The organism is Sporomusa sphaeroides DSM 2875, from assembly GCF_001941975.2.
GTDB lineage: Bacteria > Bacillota > Negativicutes > Sporomusales > Sporomusaceae > Sporomusa > Sporomusa sphaeroides.
The window spans coordinates 2,544,133-2,560,000 of sequence record NZ_CP146991.1 but is presented as its reverse complement, the minus strand read 5'-3'; the positions used below and the strand labels follow the sequence as shown (position 1 = coordinate 2,560,000).

Genomic DNA, 15,868 nt, shown 5'->3' with positions numbered 1-15,868 from the left:
CCGGGGCCTTCGTATTGGCGTGCAGCCGCGCTGCCGGCCAGGTTAAGGCAGTTTATTGCAGTACCGGTTGTTGTACCGCTGCCGCGGTTGGTGCAGTCGCGGCGGTTTCGGCGGCCGCCGTGTCAGCTTGCGGCTTGCGGCCGGGCAGATTGGCCTCCAGGCGACTGGCGATAGCCTGCTGCCGGCTGGGCATGGAATGGGTGTAGGTGTCCATCGTCAGCGTAATGGAGGCGTGGCCCAGGCGGTCCTGCACGTCGCGGGGATGCTCGCCCTGGGCGAAAAGGCGCGTGGCGTGGTCGTGCCGCAGACCGTGGAAGGTCAGGCCGGAGGTAATGCCAGCCGCCTTCACCAGGCGGGCGAAACGGCGGGAGAAGACGCGGGGGTCCTGCAGGCCGCCGCTGCGGGTGGGAAAGACCAGGTTGTTGTTCTCCCACGTTTTGGCTTTGAGCTGCCGGGCCGCCTGACGGCTTTTGTGCTTTTTCAGTTCGGCCAGCACGGTGGGCGGCACCGGCAGGGTGCGCCGGCTTTTTTTCGATTTCGGTTCCGCCAGTTGAGGGCCGTCCTTGGTGGAAATGGCGGCGTGGCAAATGGACACCGCGCCGCGGGCAAAGTCAATGTCCGGCCAGCGCAGCCCCAACAGTTCGCTGCGGCGGATGCCGGTGCCCCATTCGAGCAGCAGCGCGGCGTAGAGAGAACGGAAGACAGGCTTGGCAGCCGTCGCCAGCAGCGCCGTCCATTCCTCGTCGGTTAGCGGCACAATTTCTTTTTTCTGCTTTTTCGGCAGAGACACGGCCAGGGTGGGGTCGCGGTAAATGAGCTCCTCTTTAAGCGCCTGGCGGAGGGAGCGCCGCAGCACGGCGAAGGAAAACTCGGCCAGGCGCGGCGAGCCGCCCTTGTCCAGGATGGCGTTGACCATGCCCTGAATTTGATTGGACTGGAGCTTGCCCAGCTTGACCGCCCCCAGCGCGGGAATGACGTGGTTGTCCACAATGAACTGATAGCCTTCCAGGGTATTTTGCCGGACAGTGGTCCGGGCATAAAGGGTCAGCCACTTATTCAGCCACTGGCTGACCGACAGCTTGTCGGCGTCGAGATAAGCCAGGCCCTTGGTCTTTTCTAACTGGGCCGCCTTTTTCTCCTGCACTTCGGTTTTGCTTTTGCCGTAGAAATACTTGCGAATGAGCTTGCCTGTTTCAGCGTCGCGCCCGATCGTAACGGCCCCTGTCCAAAGACCGTCCTTTCGTTTGCAGATTGTTCCTTCACCATTGGCCCGTTTTGCCATGGTTACTCACATCCTTTATGTTATTTTTAGGGTTCCCTCCATTTACTGCGCGGCCGCCACTTTGCCGCGGCGTTCATTGCCGGCGCTTGCCGCCGGGATAGAGCATCCTTCTAATCCACCGGTCAACCAGGGACGACTTTGTCTTTGTCCTCCGCCTTTAAGGCCGCCACAATTTTTTCCAGGACCGCCCGCTCGGCCGGCGGCAGGCCGGCAATGTCTATCGCCAGGTCGGTCACGTCGGCCGGCAGGGCCAGCACGCCGGCGTCCACGCCTAAGAGGTGGTCGGTCGAAACCTTCAAAATGACGGCCAGGCGGGCCAGCGTTTCGCCGTCCGGCTCGGTGCGGCCGCGCTCCCAGCCGGCCACGGTGGACTGATTGCCCGCCCCGATGAGTTCGGCCAGGGTGGCCTGGGACATATAGAGGCGTTCGCGGGCGGCGCGCAGGCGCGCCCCCAATCCGGTATTGCCCATTCGTATCACACACCATTACATTTTATTTGCACACACTGTAAACGAGCTTCTCTCCCCTATTGTAAACGGTACATTGCGATTTGTAAATATAAAATTATTAAATGTATTGTAAAATGGAAATATATGCCGTATAATTATGACATAATGCAATGTAAAAATTGCAATAATTTCAAGGGAGGGGTCTTTATGCTTAGCAGTAAGCTGGTGGTTACGGTCAAGGAGTTTGCGGCCATGACCGGCATTGGCCAGAACCGGGTGCGAGAGTTTTGCTACCTGCCGGACTTTCCGGCGTCCAAGGAGGGAAACCGTTTTATTATTCATGTGGAGGCCGCCAATGAGTGGCTGCGGCGGCGGGCCAGCGCCAAGACGGGCGTGAATACGGCCGGTCTGAAACGTATCCTGCCGTGAAGCCGGGACGCCGGGACCAGGGGTTTCACCGGTGGATGTGGGCGGGACCGTGAATTACATTGTCGAGCTCAACGGCTTTTACGCCAGCCTTCTGACGCGGCCGCTGTCGAGCGAGGCCCAGGCGCTGTGGGGCGTGCTGATGCACCTGTTCAACCGCGCCGGCTGGCCGCCGCGGCTGACAGTGGCCGCCAGCACGCTCTTGGGGTTTCTGGGCTACAGCTACACGACGCTGTCCAGGGCCCGCAGCGAGCTGGTGGCGGCCGGACTGCTCATCCATACGCCCCGCCCCGGCCGGTCAGCGCCTTGGTATGAACTGCAGTCAATTCAAAGCAAACCTGTGGATAAATCTGTTGATAACCCTGTGGATAAGCCGCGTTTGTCGCTGGTAAAGCCCATTTGCCAACCATAATGGTTGGCAAGTCGGTTGGCAAAGTGGAGTTTGTCAACCATTATGGTTGGCAACCCGGTTACATTATATAAACGTAAACTTATTTATAAACGTAAACCAATAATAGTAGTAGCGCCTGTGATTATGTGCATAACAAGGAGAGGGAGGCATGAACAAGGTCTTTTTAGTCGGTCGATTATCCCCGGAGCGGGACCTGCGCTATACCATGAGCGGCAAAGCAGTCTGCTCATTTTCCCTGGCCGTGGTGTTTAAGACCAGGGTCAGAGAGGAAACGGACGCCATTGACTGTGTGGCCTGGGATGCGCTGGCCGAGCAGATTGGGCAGGAGGGCAAAGCCGGCCACCGGGTGGCGATTGAAGGCCGGCTGCACAGCCGGCAGTGGGAAGGTGCGGACGGTCAGCGGCGGAAGGTGACCGAGGTGGTGGTCCGGGACATTGAGTTTTTGGACAAGCCGGGGCTGACCCGGTCGGGTGGTTAGCCAATCAGCAGGCAGAGGGGAAGGGGAATGGCGGGTATAACGTTGACAGTAACAATGCCGGAGGGGATGTACCGGGACCTGGCGGAATATGCCGCCCTGCTGTCGGTCAAGCCGCGGCGCAGCGGCGGGACGCGGCCGGTCAGCGTGGAGGATGCGCTGCTGCTGGCGGCCATGCTGTATATTGACGACTGCCTGTACCGGCAGCGGCAGGCTGTGGCGGCGGGCGGCGTCGCCCCTTCCCCTCCCGGTTCACGGGAGGGGCCAGGGGTGGGTCCATAAACCCTGAGCCAGGGCGAAGGTCTGCGCCAGCAGCGGCGGACGTCCGCTAATGTCCGGTTTATGTCCAGCGCAGCGGTAGCCCGGCGAAGCGTACCCAACGGGCGGGCGTGGACATAAAAGCCATTAGCGGATGGCCGCCTCCCCTTCCCTGGCAGGGAAGGGTTAGGGATGGGTGGCCGTTGCCCCGGTGCCCCGGCAGGCCGGCGGCGAGCGTCAGGGAGCGGCGGGCCTGCTCTCCGGCGGCCCCGGAATAGCCGCCCGGCAGGATACGGCTCTAAGCGCCAGCGGTGGCTGATCGGGAGCGGATGAGGAAAGTGGAGCGCAGCGGAACGCCGCAAGCAGCGGACGGCCGGCCATAGAGCGGTATCCGTCTTGCCGGCACTGAGCGGAGCAGCCCGCGGACGGCCGGCGGAAGACGCGCCAGCGGCTGCAGCGCCGCCCGCAGGGATGCGGAGCGGGCTTTGGGGCCGGTTATTCTGCCTGGCGGCAGAGGGGTGCAATCAAATCATACGCTAAAGGGGTGGGAAAGGAAAATGAAAATTGTCATCGACCCCGGCCATTCCGGGTCGCTGGAGCCGGGAGCCTGCGCCGGCGGTGTGCGGGAGTGCGACGTGGCGCTGGCCATTGCCGGGCTGCTGGCCGAGCGGCTGGCGGAAGCGGGCCATGCGGCGCTGTTGACCCGGACGGGCGATATTGCCACCGACGACCTGGGCTTTCGGGCGGCGCTGGCCAACGCCAACCGGGCCGACGTGTTTGTCAGTATTCATGCCAATAGTGTGGCGAACCCGGCCGCCCAGGGCACGGAGGTGTATCATTATCCGGGCAGCGTACAGGGCCGGCGGCTGGCGGCCTTGCTGCAGGCCCGGCTGGTGGCCGAGCTGGGAACGGTCGACCGCGGCGTCAAGACGGCCAATTTCCAGGTGCTGCGGCAAACCCGCTGCCCGGCGGCGCTGGTGGAAGTGGCCTTTATCTCCAATGAAGCCGAGCGCCGGCTGCTGTGCGGTTATGCCGGCCAGTTGGCGGCGGCCGTGGCCATGGCTGAGGCATTGACCGATTATTTTGCCGGCTAATGGGCCGCCAGGCTGACTTGTCCTGCCTAGCCGCGCCAAAAGGACTTTACAATATTGCATAATGAGTATATAATAATACAAAATGGAATATTGCTCCTGGAACGGGCAAGTTGCTGGTGACCCGCGCGGCCAGGCCGCGCTTGTCATAATCCGTTCCAGGCGCAAAGGCGCACCTCCCGGGGTGCGCCTTTTGCGTGAGACGAACACCGGAAAGGAGGCAAAAAGGATGGCCTTGGTAAAAATTCCGCAAAAGAGCACGATTGCCATTAAGCTGCAAAGGGGCGTGACGCCTGCCGGCAGCCCGACCTATGTGACCCGCAATTACCCTGCCAAGTCGACGGCCGCGGACCAGGACCTGTTTGACATCGGCCTGGCGCTGATGAGCCTGCAGGTCTATCCGGTGACGGATATTGAGCGCGTGGACACCGCCTATCTGGTCAATCAGTAAGGCGGGCAGCCGACAGCATGGAGAAAGGAGGTTTGACAAATGGCTGATACCAACACCCGGACCCTGGAAATGGTTTTTACCACTGCGGCCGGCAAAGAGGTCACGGTGGCGGTCAAGGACCCTAAAGAGGGCCTGACGCTGGCCGAAGTGCAGGCCGTGATGGAAAGCATTATTGCCAGGAATATCTTTGTCAGCACCAGCGGCGACCTGGTCAGCGTCAAGGAAGCGCAGATCCGCCAGTTGGCGATTACCGAGTTAACCTAAGCGGCGAAAGGAGGCCCTGCCAATGGAAGAAATGGCCCGCCTGACGGCGACCTACGGTTTCCCCATGGTGGTGGCCTTCTATCTGTTGGTCAGGCTGGAAAAGCGTCTGACCGAACTGACCAGCGCCATCAACCAGATGTGCAGTTGCGTCGAGAGGATGGAGGTCACGAAAAAATGATGCTGAAAATCGTGTACGGCCCGCCGCCGGCAGATGCGGAACGGATTGAGGCGGCGGAGCAGGAAGAGGAAAGCTGCATCCGCGAACAGGAAGCGCCGGTGGCCGCCCCGCCGATTAAGACGCCGGATGCCTGAGCCTTGGGCGGGACGGGTTTGCATTAAACCTTATTGGTCCGGCATCTGGCAAACAGGCTGTGCAATATGTACGGCCTGTTTCATCCTTGCCTTAATCTACTAACAGCTGGCACGGCCTATAGGAGCAATGCCCGTTGAGCGTATGAAGTACTGATAGTGCATTCCTTTATAGTAAACGCTGTCGATGAAAAAACCGGCAAGCAAGGACGCCGCAATCGGTTATGCACCATGCCACGAAGGCCATATACCCTCCATATATACCGTAGCCGGACGTTATCGCCAAAAGATATGCCAAAGGCAGAAAGATAAGATAGCCTGATACCCAGCCTTCATAAACAATAAACCGGGTGTCTTTACAACCGGTGAGCACTCCGCGCAGGACCATGTAAATGGCAGAAAACAGCTGACCGGCGCAAACAAGCCGTATTGTTTGCGCCGCCTGCGCTGCCACTTGCTTGTCGGCAGGGCTGAAAAAACTGCTGACAGTTGCGGAAAAGATAAACACCAAACCGCTTGTAAGCAAGACGACCCCAAAGCTCATTTGGCCTATCCGGCACACGGTGGGGACTAGCAGGTGATTGTGGAGGGGGGTTAATAGCTGGGGAACAATGATCGAGGCTGTGATGAGAAAGCCGAGGGCAGGCAGATAGGCTAAATTAAAAACCTGTAAGGTAATCTGATGCACTGCCAGAGCGGCAGGTCCCAACGGTTTGATGATACAAACAAAAATCAGCAGGGCTAGCAGTGTGGAGCCGGTGTTCAGACCGATATCGACGGCCAAAGCGATATATTCCGGGACTTGCGTGAAAAATGGTTGCTTGCACTCCAGATAGGGGCTGGTCAACGGTTTTTTTACTGCCAGCAGAATGAGGATGCCGAAACCGGCAAGGCTGGCAAGCAGTGTTCCCCAGGCCGCTCCCTTTACGCCCAGGCTGGGAAAGCCAAAGCCGCCGCAAACCAGCATATAATCCAAACAAACATTGAGCAGGCAGATTACAAAGGTTGCATACAGCGGCGCTGCCGTGTCCTTTAGCCCCCGGAACAGTCCGGTAAGCACATAGGAAAATAATATGAACGGCAAGGCCCATAGCCAGACCGTCAAGTACTCTGTACCGTAATACTGCATTGGCGCATTACCGGCAAGCCGGTAAACCCAATGACTGATGATCGGAGCGAAGGCAGCGAACAAGCCGCCGGTTATTGCCGCCAGAAATAAGCCGCTGCTTACTGCGGCGGTTGCTTTTGGTGCATTGTTCCCAGCCGAGGCTTCGGCAACTAAAACGGTTGTGCCCAGCCGGAACCCTTCCAGAAAATTAAACAGCACAGCGCATAAAGCATTGGCTATGGATACGGCGGCAATGGCCTCAGTACCGTAAGGGGCGATGAAGGCAAGGTCAATCATGCCGTTGATTAACACAACAGATTGGGCGGCGATAACCGGCAAAGCTAGCTTGCCGATTTGTTGGTAACTCATGAATTGTTGCATAGCGTTTCCTCCTGTGAAAGCAAAAAAAGACGCCGAACAACCGGCGTCTTTTTCGCAAGTATTTTCAAAAATGGAATTAGTTGATTGCGGTCAAGCGGTTCCGGTAATTGTTCCCGATATGCGGTTGCCTAAAAAAGGGCAGACAAAGCCAATTTTGGCCCAAACCGCTTGCGCGAACCGGTGATTGTACAGGCAATGTGTAATCGAAAACAGCGTACATCCTCTTGACCTCCTTTCACAGGAAATGCTCTCTTCATTTTAAGACAGCGGCAAGTCGATGTCAATGGCTTGCTGAGCGGATTTAATGCAGCCGTTTGTGACACCAGCCTGGCGGCAACGTCCCGCAGGTGTTTGTCCCACCTCACCTGGGCCGGCGGAGCCGGCATACGGCCAGGACGGTAGCGGCAAGACACAGCCAGGCCAGCCAGTCGCCGGTCAGGCTATACAGCGAGCGGCCGCTGCCGGCCGGGAGCTGCCCCAGAAAAGTCGCCTCGCCGGCAGCCGCATCGGTGGCGGTCAGGCCCAGGATGCGGCCGCGGCTGTCGCTGAGCGTCAGCAGGCCCCACTGGGCGGCGCGGGCGACGGCCATATTGCCCTCCACGCCGCGCAGGACGGCAATGCGGGCGTGCAGCCAGCCGTCATCGTGAAAATCCAGCGCCGGCACCAGCAGCAGGCCGGCCCCCTGGCGGCTGTAGTCCCTGGCCGGCCGGACAAAATCCATATCCTTGCAGATGGCCAGCCCCGCCGCGGTCCCGCCGGCGTCCAGCCAGGCCAGACTGTCTCCGGACGTATAGCGGCTTTCATAGGGCGGCAGCAAATGCTGCTTGTCATAGGCGGCGGCCGGAGAGCCGTCCGGCGCAAAGGCGACCGTGCGATTGGCCAGCCGCTCCTGCTGGAGACTAAGGCCGGCAACGAGGACAACCCGGTTTCTCGCCGCTGTCCGGCTGAACAGCGCCAGCCCCGCTTCCCGGTTTTCCGGCGCTAAGAACGCCAGCTTTTCCGGCAGCACCACTACCTGGGCCCCGGCGGCGGCCAGCGCGTCCACGCTGCGGCTGTAGCCCTGCAGCGTACGGTTCACGGTTGCGGCGTCCTGGCTGCGCAGCTCGGCCCTGGTGGCCGGGACGGCGGCCAGACCGACGGTCACTACCGGCCCGGCGGCCGGCAGATAGAGACGGCAGACCCCGTACAGCAGCGCTGCCGCCAGCAGACCGCCGGCGGGCAGCAGGACGGAGCGACACCCGCGCCCCTGCCGGCGGCAGTGCCAGGCAACCGCCAGGCAGGCGGGAACCAGCATGAGCAGAAAGGTGATGCCCCAGATACCGGTCAGGGAAGCCAGTTGAATGACCGGCAGATTGAGCGCCTGGGTATAGGCCAGGCTGGCAAACGTGCCGAACGAGGATACCAGGGAACGGACATAATCAAACGCTGTCCAGCAGGCGGCAAAGGCAAACGGCGCGAAAGCGGCTTGCCCGGACCGGACCAGGCTGCGCAGCAGCAGCGCCGCCGCGGCAAAGGCGACCGCGTTCAGGATGGTTGAGGCGGCGAAAAGCGGCAGCGGCAAATAGCCCCACGCGTTCAGCGCACCAAGGCTGTAGGCCGCAAGCGCAGCCAGCGCCGCCCGGCCGGCATGTGCCTCTAAAGCGTACAGGCAGACCGGCAGCGGGGCCAGCCAGGTCAGCGGCCAGTTGTCGTAAAAGCCGGTGGAGAAAAAGAACAGGACGGCGCTCAGGCCGGCGGCAGACAGAAAATAATAAGGCAACCGATTTTTCACGGGCGGTAAGACGGACATGCGGAAAACCTTCCTTGCATTCTTCTGGATAATTTCGCCAGGCGCAAAGGAAATCCTGGGCAGGCTGGGACGGGAAGAAAAACGCAAGAGCGTGCTTTGCCCGTTACCGCCAGCTTGGCGGGCCGGGACCACGCGGCTGGCCCCGCACGCTGCGCGGGGCCCCGGCAGGACACTCCGGCCGGACCGGCCGGAAAACCGCCGGCCGACCCAGCCGGGCGTCCCGCCGGCCGCCGGGAACGGAAAACAAAGCACGCAGCCCGAGCGGCAACCAAACCGCTCCACCGGGCCACCTGCCGCCACTCGCCTGGCCAAGCGGCAACCGCCGTTCGTTCCCTGCCGCGGCCGCGCCCGTCCCGCCCGTGGACACCAAAGCGTGTCCACTCTCCGTCCTCCCTTCCCCAGGCCCCATCCCTCCTGAATGGCGTTGCCGTCCAGCGGTGGGCCTGCATGAATTCGGGGAAGGAGGACTGCGGGCGCCCTAACGGGAAGGACTACCCCAAACCCCGCTAAGGTGCGGCCGAACAAATTGGGGGGTACGCGGCCGCGGCAGGGCCCTTCACTCAGCTAAGCGGCAGCAAGACGGCGGCGGCGGCAGACGGCCCGGTTCCGCTGGGACGGACCCACCCCCTGACCCCCTCCCGACGAACAAACGGGAGGGGGAAACCGGCGCGCCACACTCGCGGCCCCAAGCGGCTTACCCTGTGCTGCCGCCAAAGGCGCGCGGCCGCCCAGCGTAAGCCGGGCCTGCTCCCTGGTGTTAGTAACGAAAGCGCACCGGCCACGGCGGCCAAACCCGCGCCGCCGCGTCCCGTGCGACGGGCCTGCCGGCAGCAAGGGAGCCGCGGACTGCGCGGCGGGGAAAATAAAAAAAGCCGCCCTCATCCAGTGGCGGCGGCACGCATAGCCGGGGGAAAATTTTCTTTCTCAGTTTTGGCAAAATATGCTATACTGACAGTACAGGCTGCTCGGGGGACGGTTAGCCCCTTCCTTTTCAGGAAGGGGGTGGTATGATGAGTATCTACGAGGCATTGACATTTGCGATTGCATTTGCCACACTCATGGTATTAATCACGACCAAAAAGAAATAACCGCCCCTTGCCAGATGGCGGTTATTTCTAAATAACGGCAAATCGGGCTAACCGTTTTCCGGTTAGACAGCCTGTGGGGGCTGGCGTGCTAGTAACACGTCAGTCCTTTTCTTATATTATACCCATTGGCATAAGAATATGCAAGCATCCGGGAAAAAATCCCTCCAGCAAGGTATAGTTTGCTTGCAATTCGGTGCAGATACGCTATAATGGTACTAGGTGGAAATTAAAAAGTCGCCGTGACCTGAAAGTGTTGGAGCACTTCCAGGCACGCGCAGGTGAAAACGGCACCTACACGTAACAGTGGCTGTCCACGACGACATTTTTATTATACAATGCCGCCGGCTTGAATACAAGCGGGGGGCCTGCAGCGCAACGGAAATGTCCGTCAGGGAACAGGGCTGTGCGACTTCATGCAGCAGATGAATGAAGCCTTCTTAAACCGTCAACGGAAAGCACGCGTTCGCTTACATAGTTTCATGTCCCGCTTTTCTGTTGAGGCCGGCAGTTGCTTCGGCTTTTGGTATTGGAATGCAGCAGATGATGAAGCCAAGCGCATGTGTAGGAGTAAAAACCTCACATGCGCTTTTTAATTTCCCCCTAGTAAAGGCTGCCCGGCAGTCCGGGTTTCCGCTGCGGCGGAAGTCCGGTCTCCTGGCGCTGCATAGGGGGAATATAACAGTGTCTACTCCGCAAGAAAGCACCCGTGTCCTGACCGTCTATTATACCTGTCAAAATGGCGCACTCCGGCCCTTAATCCGCTTGCAGGGCAAATGGCTGCAGGAGCTTGGCTTTTTAACCGGCGCTAAAATTGAAGTGCAGGGGAGCAAGGGCAGTCTGCTCATCAGGTCTGTTGCCGCCGCCGGGCAATTGCCTGGGCGGCCCGGCGGCGGTAGGTAGTCTCCATGCTTACAGTCGAGCAGGTTAAGAAAAGGCTGCAGTGGGGCAGGGCGCTATACGGCCGGCTTGTGACCAGCCCCGACGGCTCCGAATGGATACGGGTGCAACTGACGCGGCCTGTGCTGGCATACTACCAGGCGCGGCTGCACTGTTACGGCTTTATTCCGGATTAGCGCCTCGTTCTTTTGACGGGAAGGGTTTTGCTGCCGATTGGGCCGGATAAGCTGCGACTGCTCCGCTGTCGTTCTGTCCCTGCGTTTGGCGCAGTGCGCCGGCCGCAGCTTGCTGCTGCGGCCTTCTGGTTGGCGGCCGACCGGCAGTTATGGCGTGCCAGTAAATGGTATGTTGCGATTTTAGCAAAAAATGTTGCCAAACGAAAAGAAATGCGATATAATACTCTTCGTGGCACTAAGCAGGTAACTGATTTGCTGCTGACAGCCCGGTCTACGCGATGATGAAACGTATCGGCAGGCGCAATGCCTTCAGCCGGAACGGTATACGCAAGCAGCGGACAGCCCCGGCCGAGAATTGTTGTACTACAACAACCGTACAACAATGCGGTGAAAAAAGTCTGTGACGGTCTGTGATGAAAATCCAGTGTTTTCAAGCATCCGTGACGTTTTGAAAACGAAAAAAGACATCAAAATGTGACTTTTAATCAGGGTGTCCCGCGTTCGAGTCGCGGGTGGGTCACCATAAGCAGCGAACCAAGTTCTCACGAGCCGATAGGCGAAATGAGAACTTGAGTGAGTCGCTTACTTCCGAGAAGAGTATTCCTTGTTAGAATTGTTCATGGCCCGTTGGTCAAGCGGTTAAGACACCGCCCTTTCACGGCGGTATCAAGGGTTCGATTCCCTTACGGGTCACCATAAGCAGCGAACCAGGTTCTCACGAGCCGATAGGCGAAATGAGAACCTGAGTGAGTCGCTTACTTCCGAGCGGAGAGCCAGGTCTTTAGGAGCGATAGCGACGCGAAAACCTGTGCGAATCGCTTAGTTCTGAGCGATAGCGAAGAACATCCTTACATTAATCATCCGGGCGATTAGCTCAGCTGGGAGAGCGCCTGCCTTACAAGCAGGATGTCGGCAGTTCGATCCTGTCATCGCCCACCATATAAGCAGAGAGCCAAGTTTTTAGGAGCGTTAGCGACGCGGAAACTTGTGCGAATTGCTTGGTTCTGAGCGATAGCGAAGAACATCATTTAATATGCGGCCCTGTGGTGTAGCGGTCTAACATGCCGCCCTGTCACGGCGGAGATCGACGGTTCAAATCCGTTCAGGGTCGCCATTACAATTCCAGTCTTTTTTAAAAACGGGAAATTGCGGTACTGCATTATTGCAGTATTGAGGAAAGTCCAGGCTGCCACGACCTGAGATGGTCGTAATGTTCGTGCTCATCGCAAGGTGAGGCAGAGCAAATGCTCTGACGACGGCAAAATCGACTCTCGTAGCCGAAAGTAGCCATAAAGTGCACAGAGAATGAGTAGGCTGGCGACAGCCTAGTGAAAAGTGGTAAACTCCACGAGGCAGAAACCCGAATTTTGGTAGGGGAGCTTCCTAGAGGGAATTAAACCAAAGGGAAGAACGCATTAGTGCGTTAGATAAATAATTTCCTAAAACAGAAACTGGCTTATGGTTTTTATTGAAGACTGTAATATAAAAAGACTCCGTAGCTCAGCTGGATAGAGCGTTTGACTACGAATCAAAAGGTCGCAGGTTCGAATCCTGCCGGGGTCGCCATCTTTAATGCCTCGGTAGCTCAGTCGGTAGAGCAGAGGACTGAAAATCCTCGTGTCGGCAGTTCGATTCTGCCCTGAGGCACCATGTATGCTGGCGTAGCTCAATTGGTAGAGCAGCTGACTTGTAATCAGCAGGTTGTGGGTTCAATTCCTATCGCCAGCTCCATCTGGAGGGATTCCCGAGTGGCTAAAGGGAGCAGACTGTAAATCTGCCGTCTTTGACTTCGGTGGTTCGAATCCACCTCCCTCCACCATAAATAAGCAGCGAACCAAGTTGTCGCGAGCCGGCAGGCAAAGCGATAACTTGTGTGAGTCGCTTAGTTCCGGGCGATAGCAAGGAACATCCTTTATAACTATAATATCGCGGGGTGGAGCAGCTGGCAGCTCGTCGGGCTCATAACCCGAAGGTCACAGGTTCAAGTCCTGTCCCCGCAACCAATGCTGGTGTAGCTCAGTCGGTAGAGCGTATCCTTGGTAAGGATAAGGTCACCGGTTCAATCCCGGTCACTAGCTCCATTTTAATACGGCGGCGTAGCTCAGCTGGCTAGAGCATTCGGTTCATACCCGAAGTGTCCGGGGTTCAAATCCCTGCGCCGCCACCATCCATTTTGCGGGTGTAGCTCAATGGTAGAGCACTAGCCTTCCAAGCTAGCTACGAGGGTTCGATTCCCTTCACCCGCTCCATATCGGGGCGTGGCTCAGTTTGGTAGAGTACCTGGCTTGGGACCAGGGGGTCGCAGGTTCGAATCCTGCCGCTCCGACCAGTAAAACCGCTTTATTGCTCTATTATTAGCGCAATAAAGCGGTTTTTTTATGCCAATAAGCACAGTTTCTAAAGCTATGTAAATAGCAATTATTTCACTGCTGCCAACGAAAAATGGACTTGAGTTAACAATTTGTCAGTTTATAATTTTTATTCTACATTGCAACTATTACTTAATTGTGATAATATTATTGCGCAATAGTGCTATTTTTTGACGATTAGTCAATTGGAGGAATAACTTTGGCGAGAACAATAGGAACTGTAGTACGCGGTATCAGGACTCCGGTTGTTAAAGAGGGCGATAACATCATTGATATAGTGGTATCCTCTGTTTTACAATCCTCACAAGAGGAAAACTATCAGCTTAAAGACGGAGACGTTATAGGTGTTACAGAATCATTGGTAGCACGCTCACAGGGCAATTACGTTTCTCTTACTGATATTGCCGATGATATTAATAGTAAATTTAAAGGTGATATAGCAGTTTTATTTCCCATTTTAAGCAGAAACCGATTTTCTTTGATCCTCAAAGGGATAGCCATGAGTGGGAAAAAGATCCACTTATTTCTCAATTATCCTTCTGACGAAGTGGGAAATCATTTAATTGATGTTGAATTAATGGATGATTTGGGAATTAATCCATATACCGATATGCTGACTGAGGAAAAATACCGTCAAATGTTCGGTAATAATGTTGCACATCCTTTTACTGGTATTGACTATGTTCAACTCTATAAAGATATTGCAGTAAATGGAAATATTCAAATATATCTTACTAATGATCCTAAAATAGCTTTAAACTATACGAAAGAAATTTTAGTTGCCAATATTCATGAAAGACACAGAACTAAACGAATGCTCAAAAAGGCGGGAGCCGATACTGTTTACGGACTTGACGACTTAATGACTCATTCAGTAAATGGCAGTGGCTTTAATGCTGACTATGGATTATTAGGATCAAACAAAGCAACTGAAGACAAAGTGAAACTTTTTCCGAGAAACTGCAATGAGATTGTCGGGGAATTACAAAAGGCTTTTAAACAAAGCACGGGAAAACAAGTAGAAGTAATGATTTATGGCGACGGTGCTTTTAAAGATCCCCAAGGCAAAATATGGGAACTGGCCGATCCTGTAGTTTCTCCCGGCTATACTTCCGGCTTGTTCGGAACTCCTAATGAAATTAAGATTAAATATGTAGCCGATAATGAAATGAAAGCGCTTACCAGTGAAGCACTGACCCAGGCTATTAAAGATAAGATAAAGGATAAATCGCTTAATCTATGTGGCAAAGAGGAAGCTTTGGGTACCACGCCGAGGCAGTATACTGATTTATTGGGCAGTTTGTGTGATTTAACCAGCGGCAGTGGTGACAAAGGTACACCGGTCGTTCTGGTACAGGGGTATTTTGATAATTACGCGACAGAATAGTAACGTTAGAAAAGTGCCGTGTGCTTAACACGGCCTTTTTTCTTTTAGTCAATGATTATCTTTCTTGATACTCTCATTATCATCATATTTTTGTATATTTTTGTGTTTGGCGGAGAGAATAAAATTTTGTATGATAAAGACAGCAATTTTTTTAGGTGGGGGTGCCTCGGCAGCCGAAGGCGCACCTGTACAAAATCTGTTATTTAAAAAATATTTCAAAAGTCTTCGTGCTGAAAGTAATTATAGTGACTGCAAGCGCGTGAGTGAACTTAGCTCGTATTTTAAAGAAATGTTTTTTATTGATGTGCTTCATGATGATTTGGATGCTATTCAGTTTCCAACCTTTGAAGAAGCTATTGGCCTGTTAGATTTGGCTGTTCGTAAACGACAGTCGTTTATGGATTTTGATTTGGAGAACCTTGCACAAAGCTGTAATCGGATTGGCTTTATCAGGCAGTATCTGGTGTTGTTAATGGCTGAGGTACTTGAAGATAAAACGTCTGTCGTGAAAGGGCTCCATCGCGCTTTGGTGGAAAGTCTGAGTTCCAATGGGCTTCTGACCGATATGGTGTTCCTATCGACCAATTATGATATTTTGATTGATCAGGCTTTAGCTTCCAGGGATGACATTGCTTTAGATTATGGAGTAGACTTTACCAATTATGCAAGTCCGGCTTATTCTCCGAATAATAACAAGCTCATTGTTCAGCTCTATAAGGTGCATGGGTCGCTTAACTGGTTTTATTGTCCAACTTGCAGTTCATTGCGGTTAATCAAGTGTCAGCAGGGGGTCTTTAACTGGTTAACAAACCCTGCGCAGGTACGGTGCAGACGTTGTCAATCAATGGAAACTCCTGTCATTGTGCCGCCTACATTTTTCAAAGATATGTCTAATAGTTTTTTAACTATGGTTTGGCACAAAACCGAAACAACCCTAAGGGATATTGGACACCTTATTTTTTGCGGTTATTCATTTCCAGATGCGGATATGCATGTTAAATATCTGTTAAAACGGATTCAAACCAACCGTGCCGGCAGGCTGAAGATAACGGTAATTAACAATTATCCTGGCAGGAAAGCAGCAAGGAGGCTGGAGGAAGAAGAACGCTATAAGAGGTTTTTGGGTACCCATGTCCATTTCGCTAAAAAAACCTTCGAAGAATTTTGCCGGCAACCGGAGACCTTTATATAAAGTTATCTGATTGCCGACAGGAAGATAACAAATAGCCGCCAATTTGGCGGCTATTTGTTTATCC

18 protein-coding genes, 12 tRNA genes and 1 other RNA gene are annotated in these 15,868 nt (G+C 55.3%); 27 read left to right on the top strand and 4 right to left on the bottom strand.

Annotation, left to right across the window (positions count from 1 at the left end):
- Positions 1–52: 52 nt before the first annotated feature.
- Together SPSPH_RS12145 and SPSPH_RS12140 are read right to left on the bottom strand one after the other, a co-directional pair.
- Complete coding sequence (locus SPSPH_RS12145; protein ID WP_075758185.1) at positions 53–1,282, bottom strand: tyrosine-type recombinase/integrase; 1,230 nt, start codon at positions 1,280–1,282, stop codon at positions 53–55.
- A gap of 122 nt (positions 1,283–1,404) precedes the next feature.
- Complete coding sequence (locus SPSPH_RS12140) at positions 1,405–1,752, bottom strand: helix-turn-helix domain-containing protein (RefSeq protein WP_075758186.1); 348 nt, start codon at positions 1,750–1,752, stop codon at positions 1,405–1,407.
- Between the two features lie 186 nt (positions 1,753–1,938).
- On the opposite strand from SPSPH_RS12140, the gene SPSPH_RS12135 reads away from it, so the two are divergent.
- From SPSPH_RS12135 to SPSPH_RS12095, 9 genes are all read left to right on the top strand, one after another.
- Entirely contained in the window at positions 1,939–2,160 is a 222-nt protein-coding gene (locus SPSPH_RS12135; RefSeq protein ID WP_075758187.1) for a helix-turn-helix domain-containing protein, read from the top strand.
- A 31-nt stretch (positions 2,161–2,191) separates the two neighbouring features.
- Positions 2,192–2,569: a hypothetical protein gene (locus SPSPH_RS12130; RefSeq protein ID WP_075758188.1), complete on the top strand. Its 378-nt coding sequence runs from the start codon at positions 2,192–2,194 to the stop codon at positions 2,567–2,569.
- A 148-nt stretch (positions 2,570–2,717) separates the two neighbouring features.
- Positions 2,718–3,047 carry a single-stranded DNA-binding protein gene (locus SPSPH_RS12125; protein WP_075758189.1) on the top strand — a complete coding sequence of 110 codons (330 nt, stop codon included), beginning with the start codon at positions 2,718–2,720 and terminating at the stop codon, positions 3,045–3,047.
- 27 nt (positions 3,048–3,074) lie between these two features.
- Positions 3,075–3,326, top strand: coding sequence for a hypothetical protein (locus SPSPH_RS12120; RefSeq protein ID WP_075758190.1), 252 nt, complete (start codon positions 3,075–3,077; stop codon positions 3,324–3,326).
- Between the two features lie 533 nt (positions 3,327–3,859).
- Complete coding sequence (locus tag SPSPH_RS12115; protein ID WP_075758191.1) at positions 3,860–4,396, top strand: N-acetylmuramoyl-L-alanine amidase family protein; 537 nt, start codon at positions 3,860–3,862, stop codon at positions 4,394–4,396.
- A gap of 226 nt (positions 4,397–4,622) precedes the next feature.
- Positions 4,623–4,844 carry a DUF1659 domain-containing protein gene (locus SPSPH_RS12110; RefSeq protein ID WP_075758192.1) on the top strand — a complete coding sequence of 74 codons (222 nt, stop codon included), beginning with the start codon at positions 4,623–4,625 and terminating at the stop codon, positions 4,842–4,844.
- Between the two features lie 39 nt (positions 4,845–4,883).
- Positions 4,884–5,108 carry a DUF2922 domain-containing protein gene (locus SPSPH_RS12105; protein ID WP_075758193.1) on the top strand — a complete coding sequence of 75 codons (225 nt, stop codon included), beginning with the start codon at positions 4,884–4,886 and terminating at the stop codon, positions 5,106–5,108.
- Between the two features lie 22 nt (positions 5,109–5,130).
- A complete protein-coding gene (locus tag SPSPH_RS12100) occupies positions 5,131–5,286 on the top strand; it encodes a YvrJ family protein (protein WP_083945765.1) in 156 nt (51 codons plus the stop codon).
- Positions 5,283–5,420, top strand: a complete 138-nt coding sequence (locus SPSPH_RS12095) for a hypothetical protein (RefSeq protein WP_158027124.1) — start codon at positions 5,283–5,285, stop codon at positions 5,418–5,420. The genes SPSPH_RS12100 and SPSPH_RS12095 overlap by 4 nt, the downstream gene beginning before the upstream one ends.
- A 166-nt stretch (positions 5,421–5,586) precedes the next feature.
- On the opposite strand, the gene SPSPH_RS12090 is transcribed toward SPSPH_RS12095, so the two are convergent.
- Complete coding sequence (locus SPSPH_RS12090; RefSeq protein ID WP_075758194.1) at positions 5,587–6,906, bottom strand: MATE family efflux transporter; 1,320 nt, start codon at positions 6,904–6,906, stop codon at positions 5,587–5,589.
- Between the two features lie 361 nt (positions 6,907–7,267).
- A complete protein-coding gene (locus SPSPH_RS12085; RefSeq protein ID WP_075758222.1) occupies positions 7,268–8,695 on the bottom strand; it encodes a nitrilase-related carbon-nitrogen hydrolase in 1,428 nt (475 codons plus the stop codon).
- A 1,769-nt stretch (positions 8,696–10,464) separates the two neighbouring features.
- Between SPSPH_RS12085 and SPSPH_RS12080 the strand changes: the two genes are divergently transcribed.
- The 18 genes from SPSPH_RS12080 (at position 10,465) to SPSPH_RS11995 (ending at position 15,804) form a co-directional block, all read left to right on the top strand.
- Positions 10,465–10,683 (top strand): SymE family type I addiction module toxin, encoded by a 219-nt coding sequence (locus SPSPH_RS12080; RefSeq protein ID WP_198931062.1) that lies wholly within the window; start codon positions 10,465–10,467, stop codon positions 10,681–10,683.
- A gap of 5 nt (positions 10,684–10,688) precedes the next feature.
- Positions 10,689–10,856, top strand: coding sequence for a hypothetical protein (locus SPSPH_RS12075; protein WP_158027125.1), 168 nt, complete (start codon positions 10,689–10,691; stop codon positions 10,854–10,856).
- 27 nt (positions 10,857–10,883) lie between these two features.
- Positions 10,884–11,138 carry a hypothetical protein gene (locus tag SPSPH_RS12070; RefSeq protein WP_075758197.1) on the top strand — a complete coding sequence of 85 codons (255 nt, stop codon included), beginning with the start codon at positions 10,884–10,886 and terminating at the stop codon, positions 11,136–11,138.
- Between the two features lie 339 nt (positions 11,139–11,477).
- Positions 11,478–11,552, top strand: a tRNA-Glu gene (locus SPSPH_RS12065).
- Positions 11,553–11,719: 167 nt separating this feature from the next.
- A tRNA-Val gene (locus SPSPH_RS12060) sits at positions 11,720–11,795 on the top strand.
- A 98-nt stretch (positions 11,796–11,893) separates the two neighbouring features.
- A tRNA-Asp gene (locus SPSPH_RS12055) sits at positions 11,894–11,970 on the top strand.
- A 20-nt stretch (positions 11,971–11,990) separates the two neighbouring features.
- Positions 11,991–12,320, top strand: an RNA gene (rnpB, locus tag SPSPH_RS12050) — RNase P RNA component class B.
- Positions 12,321–12,345: 25 nt separating this feature from the next.
- Positions 12,346–12,422, top strand: a tRNA-Arg gene (locus SPSPH_RS12045).
- An 8-nt stretch (positions 12,423–12,430) separates the two neighbouring features.
- Positions 12,431–12,506 (top strand) — tRNA-Phe (locus SPSPH_RS12040).
- Positions 12,507–12,511: 5 nt separating this feature from the next.
- Positions 12,512–12,587: transfer RNA gene (locus SPSPH_RS12035), tRNA-Thr, on the top strand.
- A 3-nt stretch (positions 12,588–12,590) separates the two neighbouring features.
- A tRNA-Tyr gene (locus tag SPSPH_RS12030) sits at positions 12,591–12,675 on the top strand.
- A gap of 108 nt (positions 12,676–12,783) precedes the next feature.
- Positions 12,784–12,859: transfer RNA gene (locus SPSPH_RS12025), tRNA-Met, on the top strand.
- 2 nt (positions 12,860–12,861) lie between these two features.
- Positions 12,862–12,937, top strand: a tRNA-Thr gene (locus tag SPSPH_RS12020).
- A 9-nt stretch (positions 12,938–12,946) separates the two neighbouring features.
- Positions 12,947–13,023 (top strand) — tRNA-Met (locus SPSPH_RS12015).
- Between the two features lie 8 nt (positions 13,024–13,031).
- Positions 13,032–13,105 (top strand) — tRNA-Gly (locus tag SPSPH_RS12010).
- Positions 13,106–13,108: 3 nt separating this feature from the next.
- Positions 13,109–13,185 (top strand) — tRNA-Pro (locus SPSPH_RS12005).
- Positions 13,186–13,424: 239 nt separating this feature from the next.
- Positions 13,425–14,612, top strand: coding sequence for a coenzyme F420-0:L-glutamate ligase (locus SPSPH_RS12000; protein WP_075758198.1), 1,188 nt, complete (start codon positions 13,425–13,427; stop codon positions 14,610–14,612).
- A 130-nt stretch (positions 14,613–14,742) separates the two neighbouring features.
- Positions 14,743–15,804: an SIR2 family protein gene (locus SPSPH_RS11995; RefSeq protein ID WP_198931064.1), complete on the top strand. Its 1,062-nt coding sequence runs from the start codon at positions 14,743–14,745 to the stop codon at positions 15,802–15,804.
- Positions 15,805–15,868 lie beyond the last annotated feature (64 nt).

Bases quoted from the DNA above. Each gene is read 5' to 3' on its own strand.
- SPSPH_RS12110 (WP_075758192.1), top strand. From the start codon at position 4,623: ATGGCCTTGGTAAAAATTCCGCAAAAGAGCACGATTGCCATTAAGCTG.
- SPSPH_RS12140 (WP_075758186.1), bottom strand. From the start codon at position 1,752: ATGGGCAATACCGGATTGGGGGCGCGCCTGCGCGCCGCCCGCGAACGC.
- SPSPH_RS12125 (WP_075758189.1), top strand. From the start codon at position 2,718: ATGAACAAGGTCTTTTTAGTCGGTCGATTATCCCCGGAGCGGGACCTG.
- SPSPH_RS12145 (WP_075758185.1), bottom strand. From the start codon at position 1,282: ATGGCAAAACGGGCCAATGGTGAAGGAACAATCTGCAAACGAAAGGAC.
- SPSPH_RS12075 (WP_158027125.1), top strand. From the start codon at position 10,689: ATGCTTACAGTCGAGCAGGTTAAGAAAAGGCTGCAGTGGGGCAGGGCG.
- SPSPH_RS12095 (WP_158027124.1), top strand. From the start codon at position 5,283: ATGATGCTGAAAATCGTGTACGGCCCGCCGCCGGCAGATGCGGAACGG.
- SPSPH_RS12085 (WP_075758222.1), bottom strand. From the start codon at position 8,695: ATGTCCGTCTTACCGCCCGTGAAAAATCGGTTGCCTTATTATTTTCTG.
- SPSPH_RS12115 (WP_075758191.1), top strand. From the start codon at position 3,860: ATGAAAATTGTCATCGACCCCGGCCATTCCGGGTCGCTGGAGCCGGGA.
- SPSPH_RS12100 (WP_083945765.1), top strand. From the start codon at position 5,131: ATGGAAGAAATGGCCCGCCTGACGGCGACCTACGGTTTCCCCATGGTG.
- SPSPH_RS11995 (WP_198931064.1), top strand. From the start codon at position 14,743: ATGATAAAGACAGCAATTTTTTTAGGTGGGGGTGCCTCGGCAGCCGAA.
- SPSPH_RS12135 (WP_075758187.1), top strand. From the start codon at position 1,939: ATGCTTAGCAGTAAGCTGGTGGTTACGGTCAAGGAGTTTGCGGCCATG.
- SPSPH_RS12120 (WP_075758190.1), top strand. From the start codon at position 3,075: ATGGCGGGTATAACGTTGACAGTAACAATGCCGGAGGGGATGTACCGG.
- SPSPH_RS12090 (WP_075758194.1), bottom strand. From the start codon at position 6,906: ATGCAACAATTCATGAGTTACCAACAAATCGGCAAGCTAGCTTTGCCG.
- SPSPH_RS12105 (WP_075758193.1), top strand. From the start codon at position 4,884: ATGGCTGATACCAACACCCGGACCCTGGAAATGGTTTTTACCACTGCG.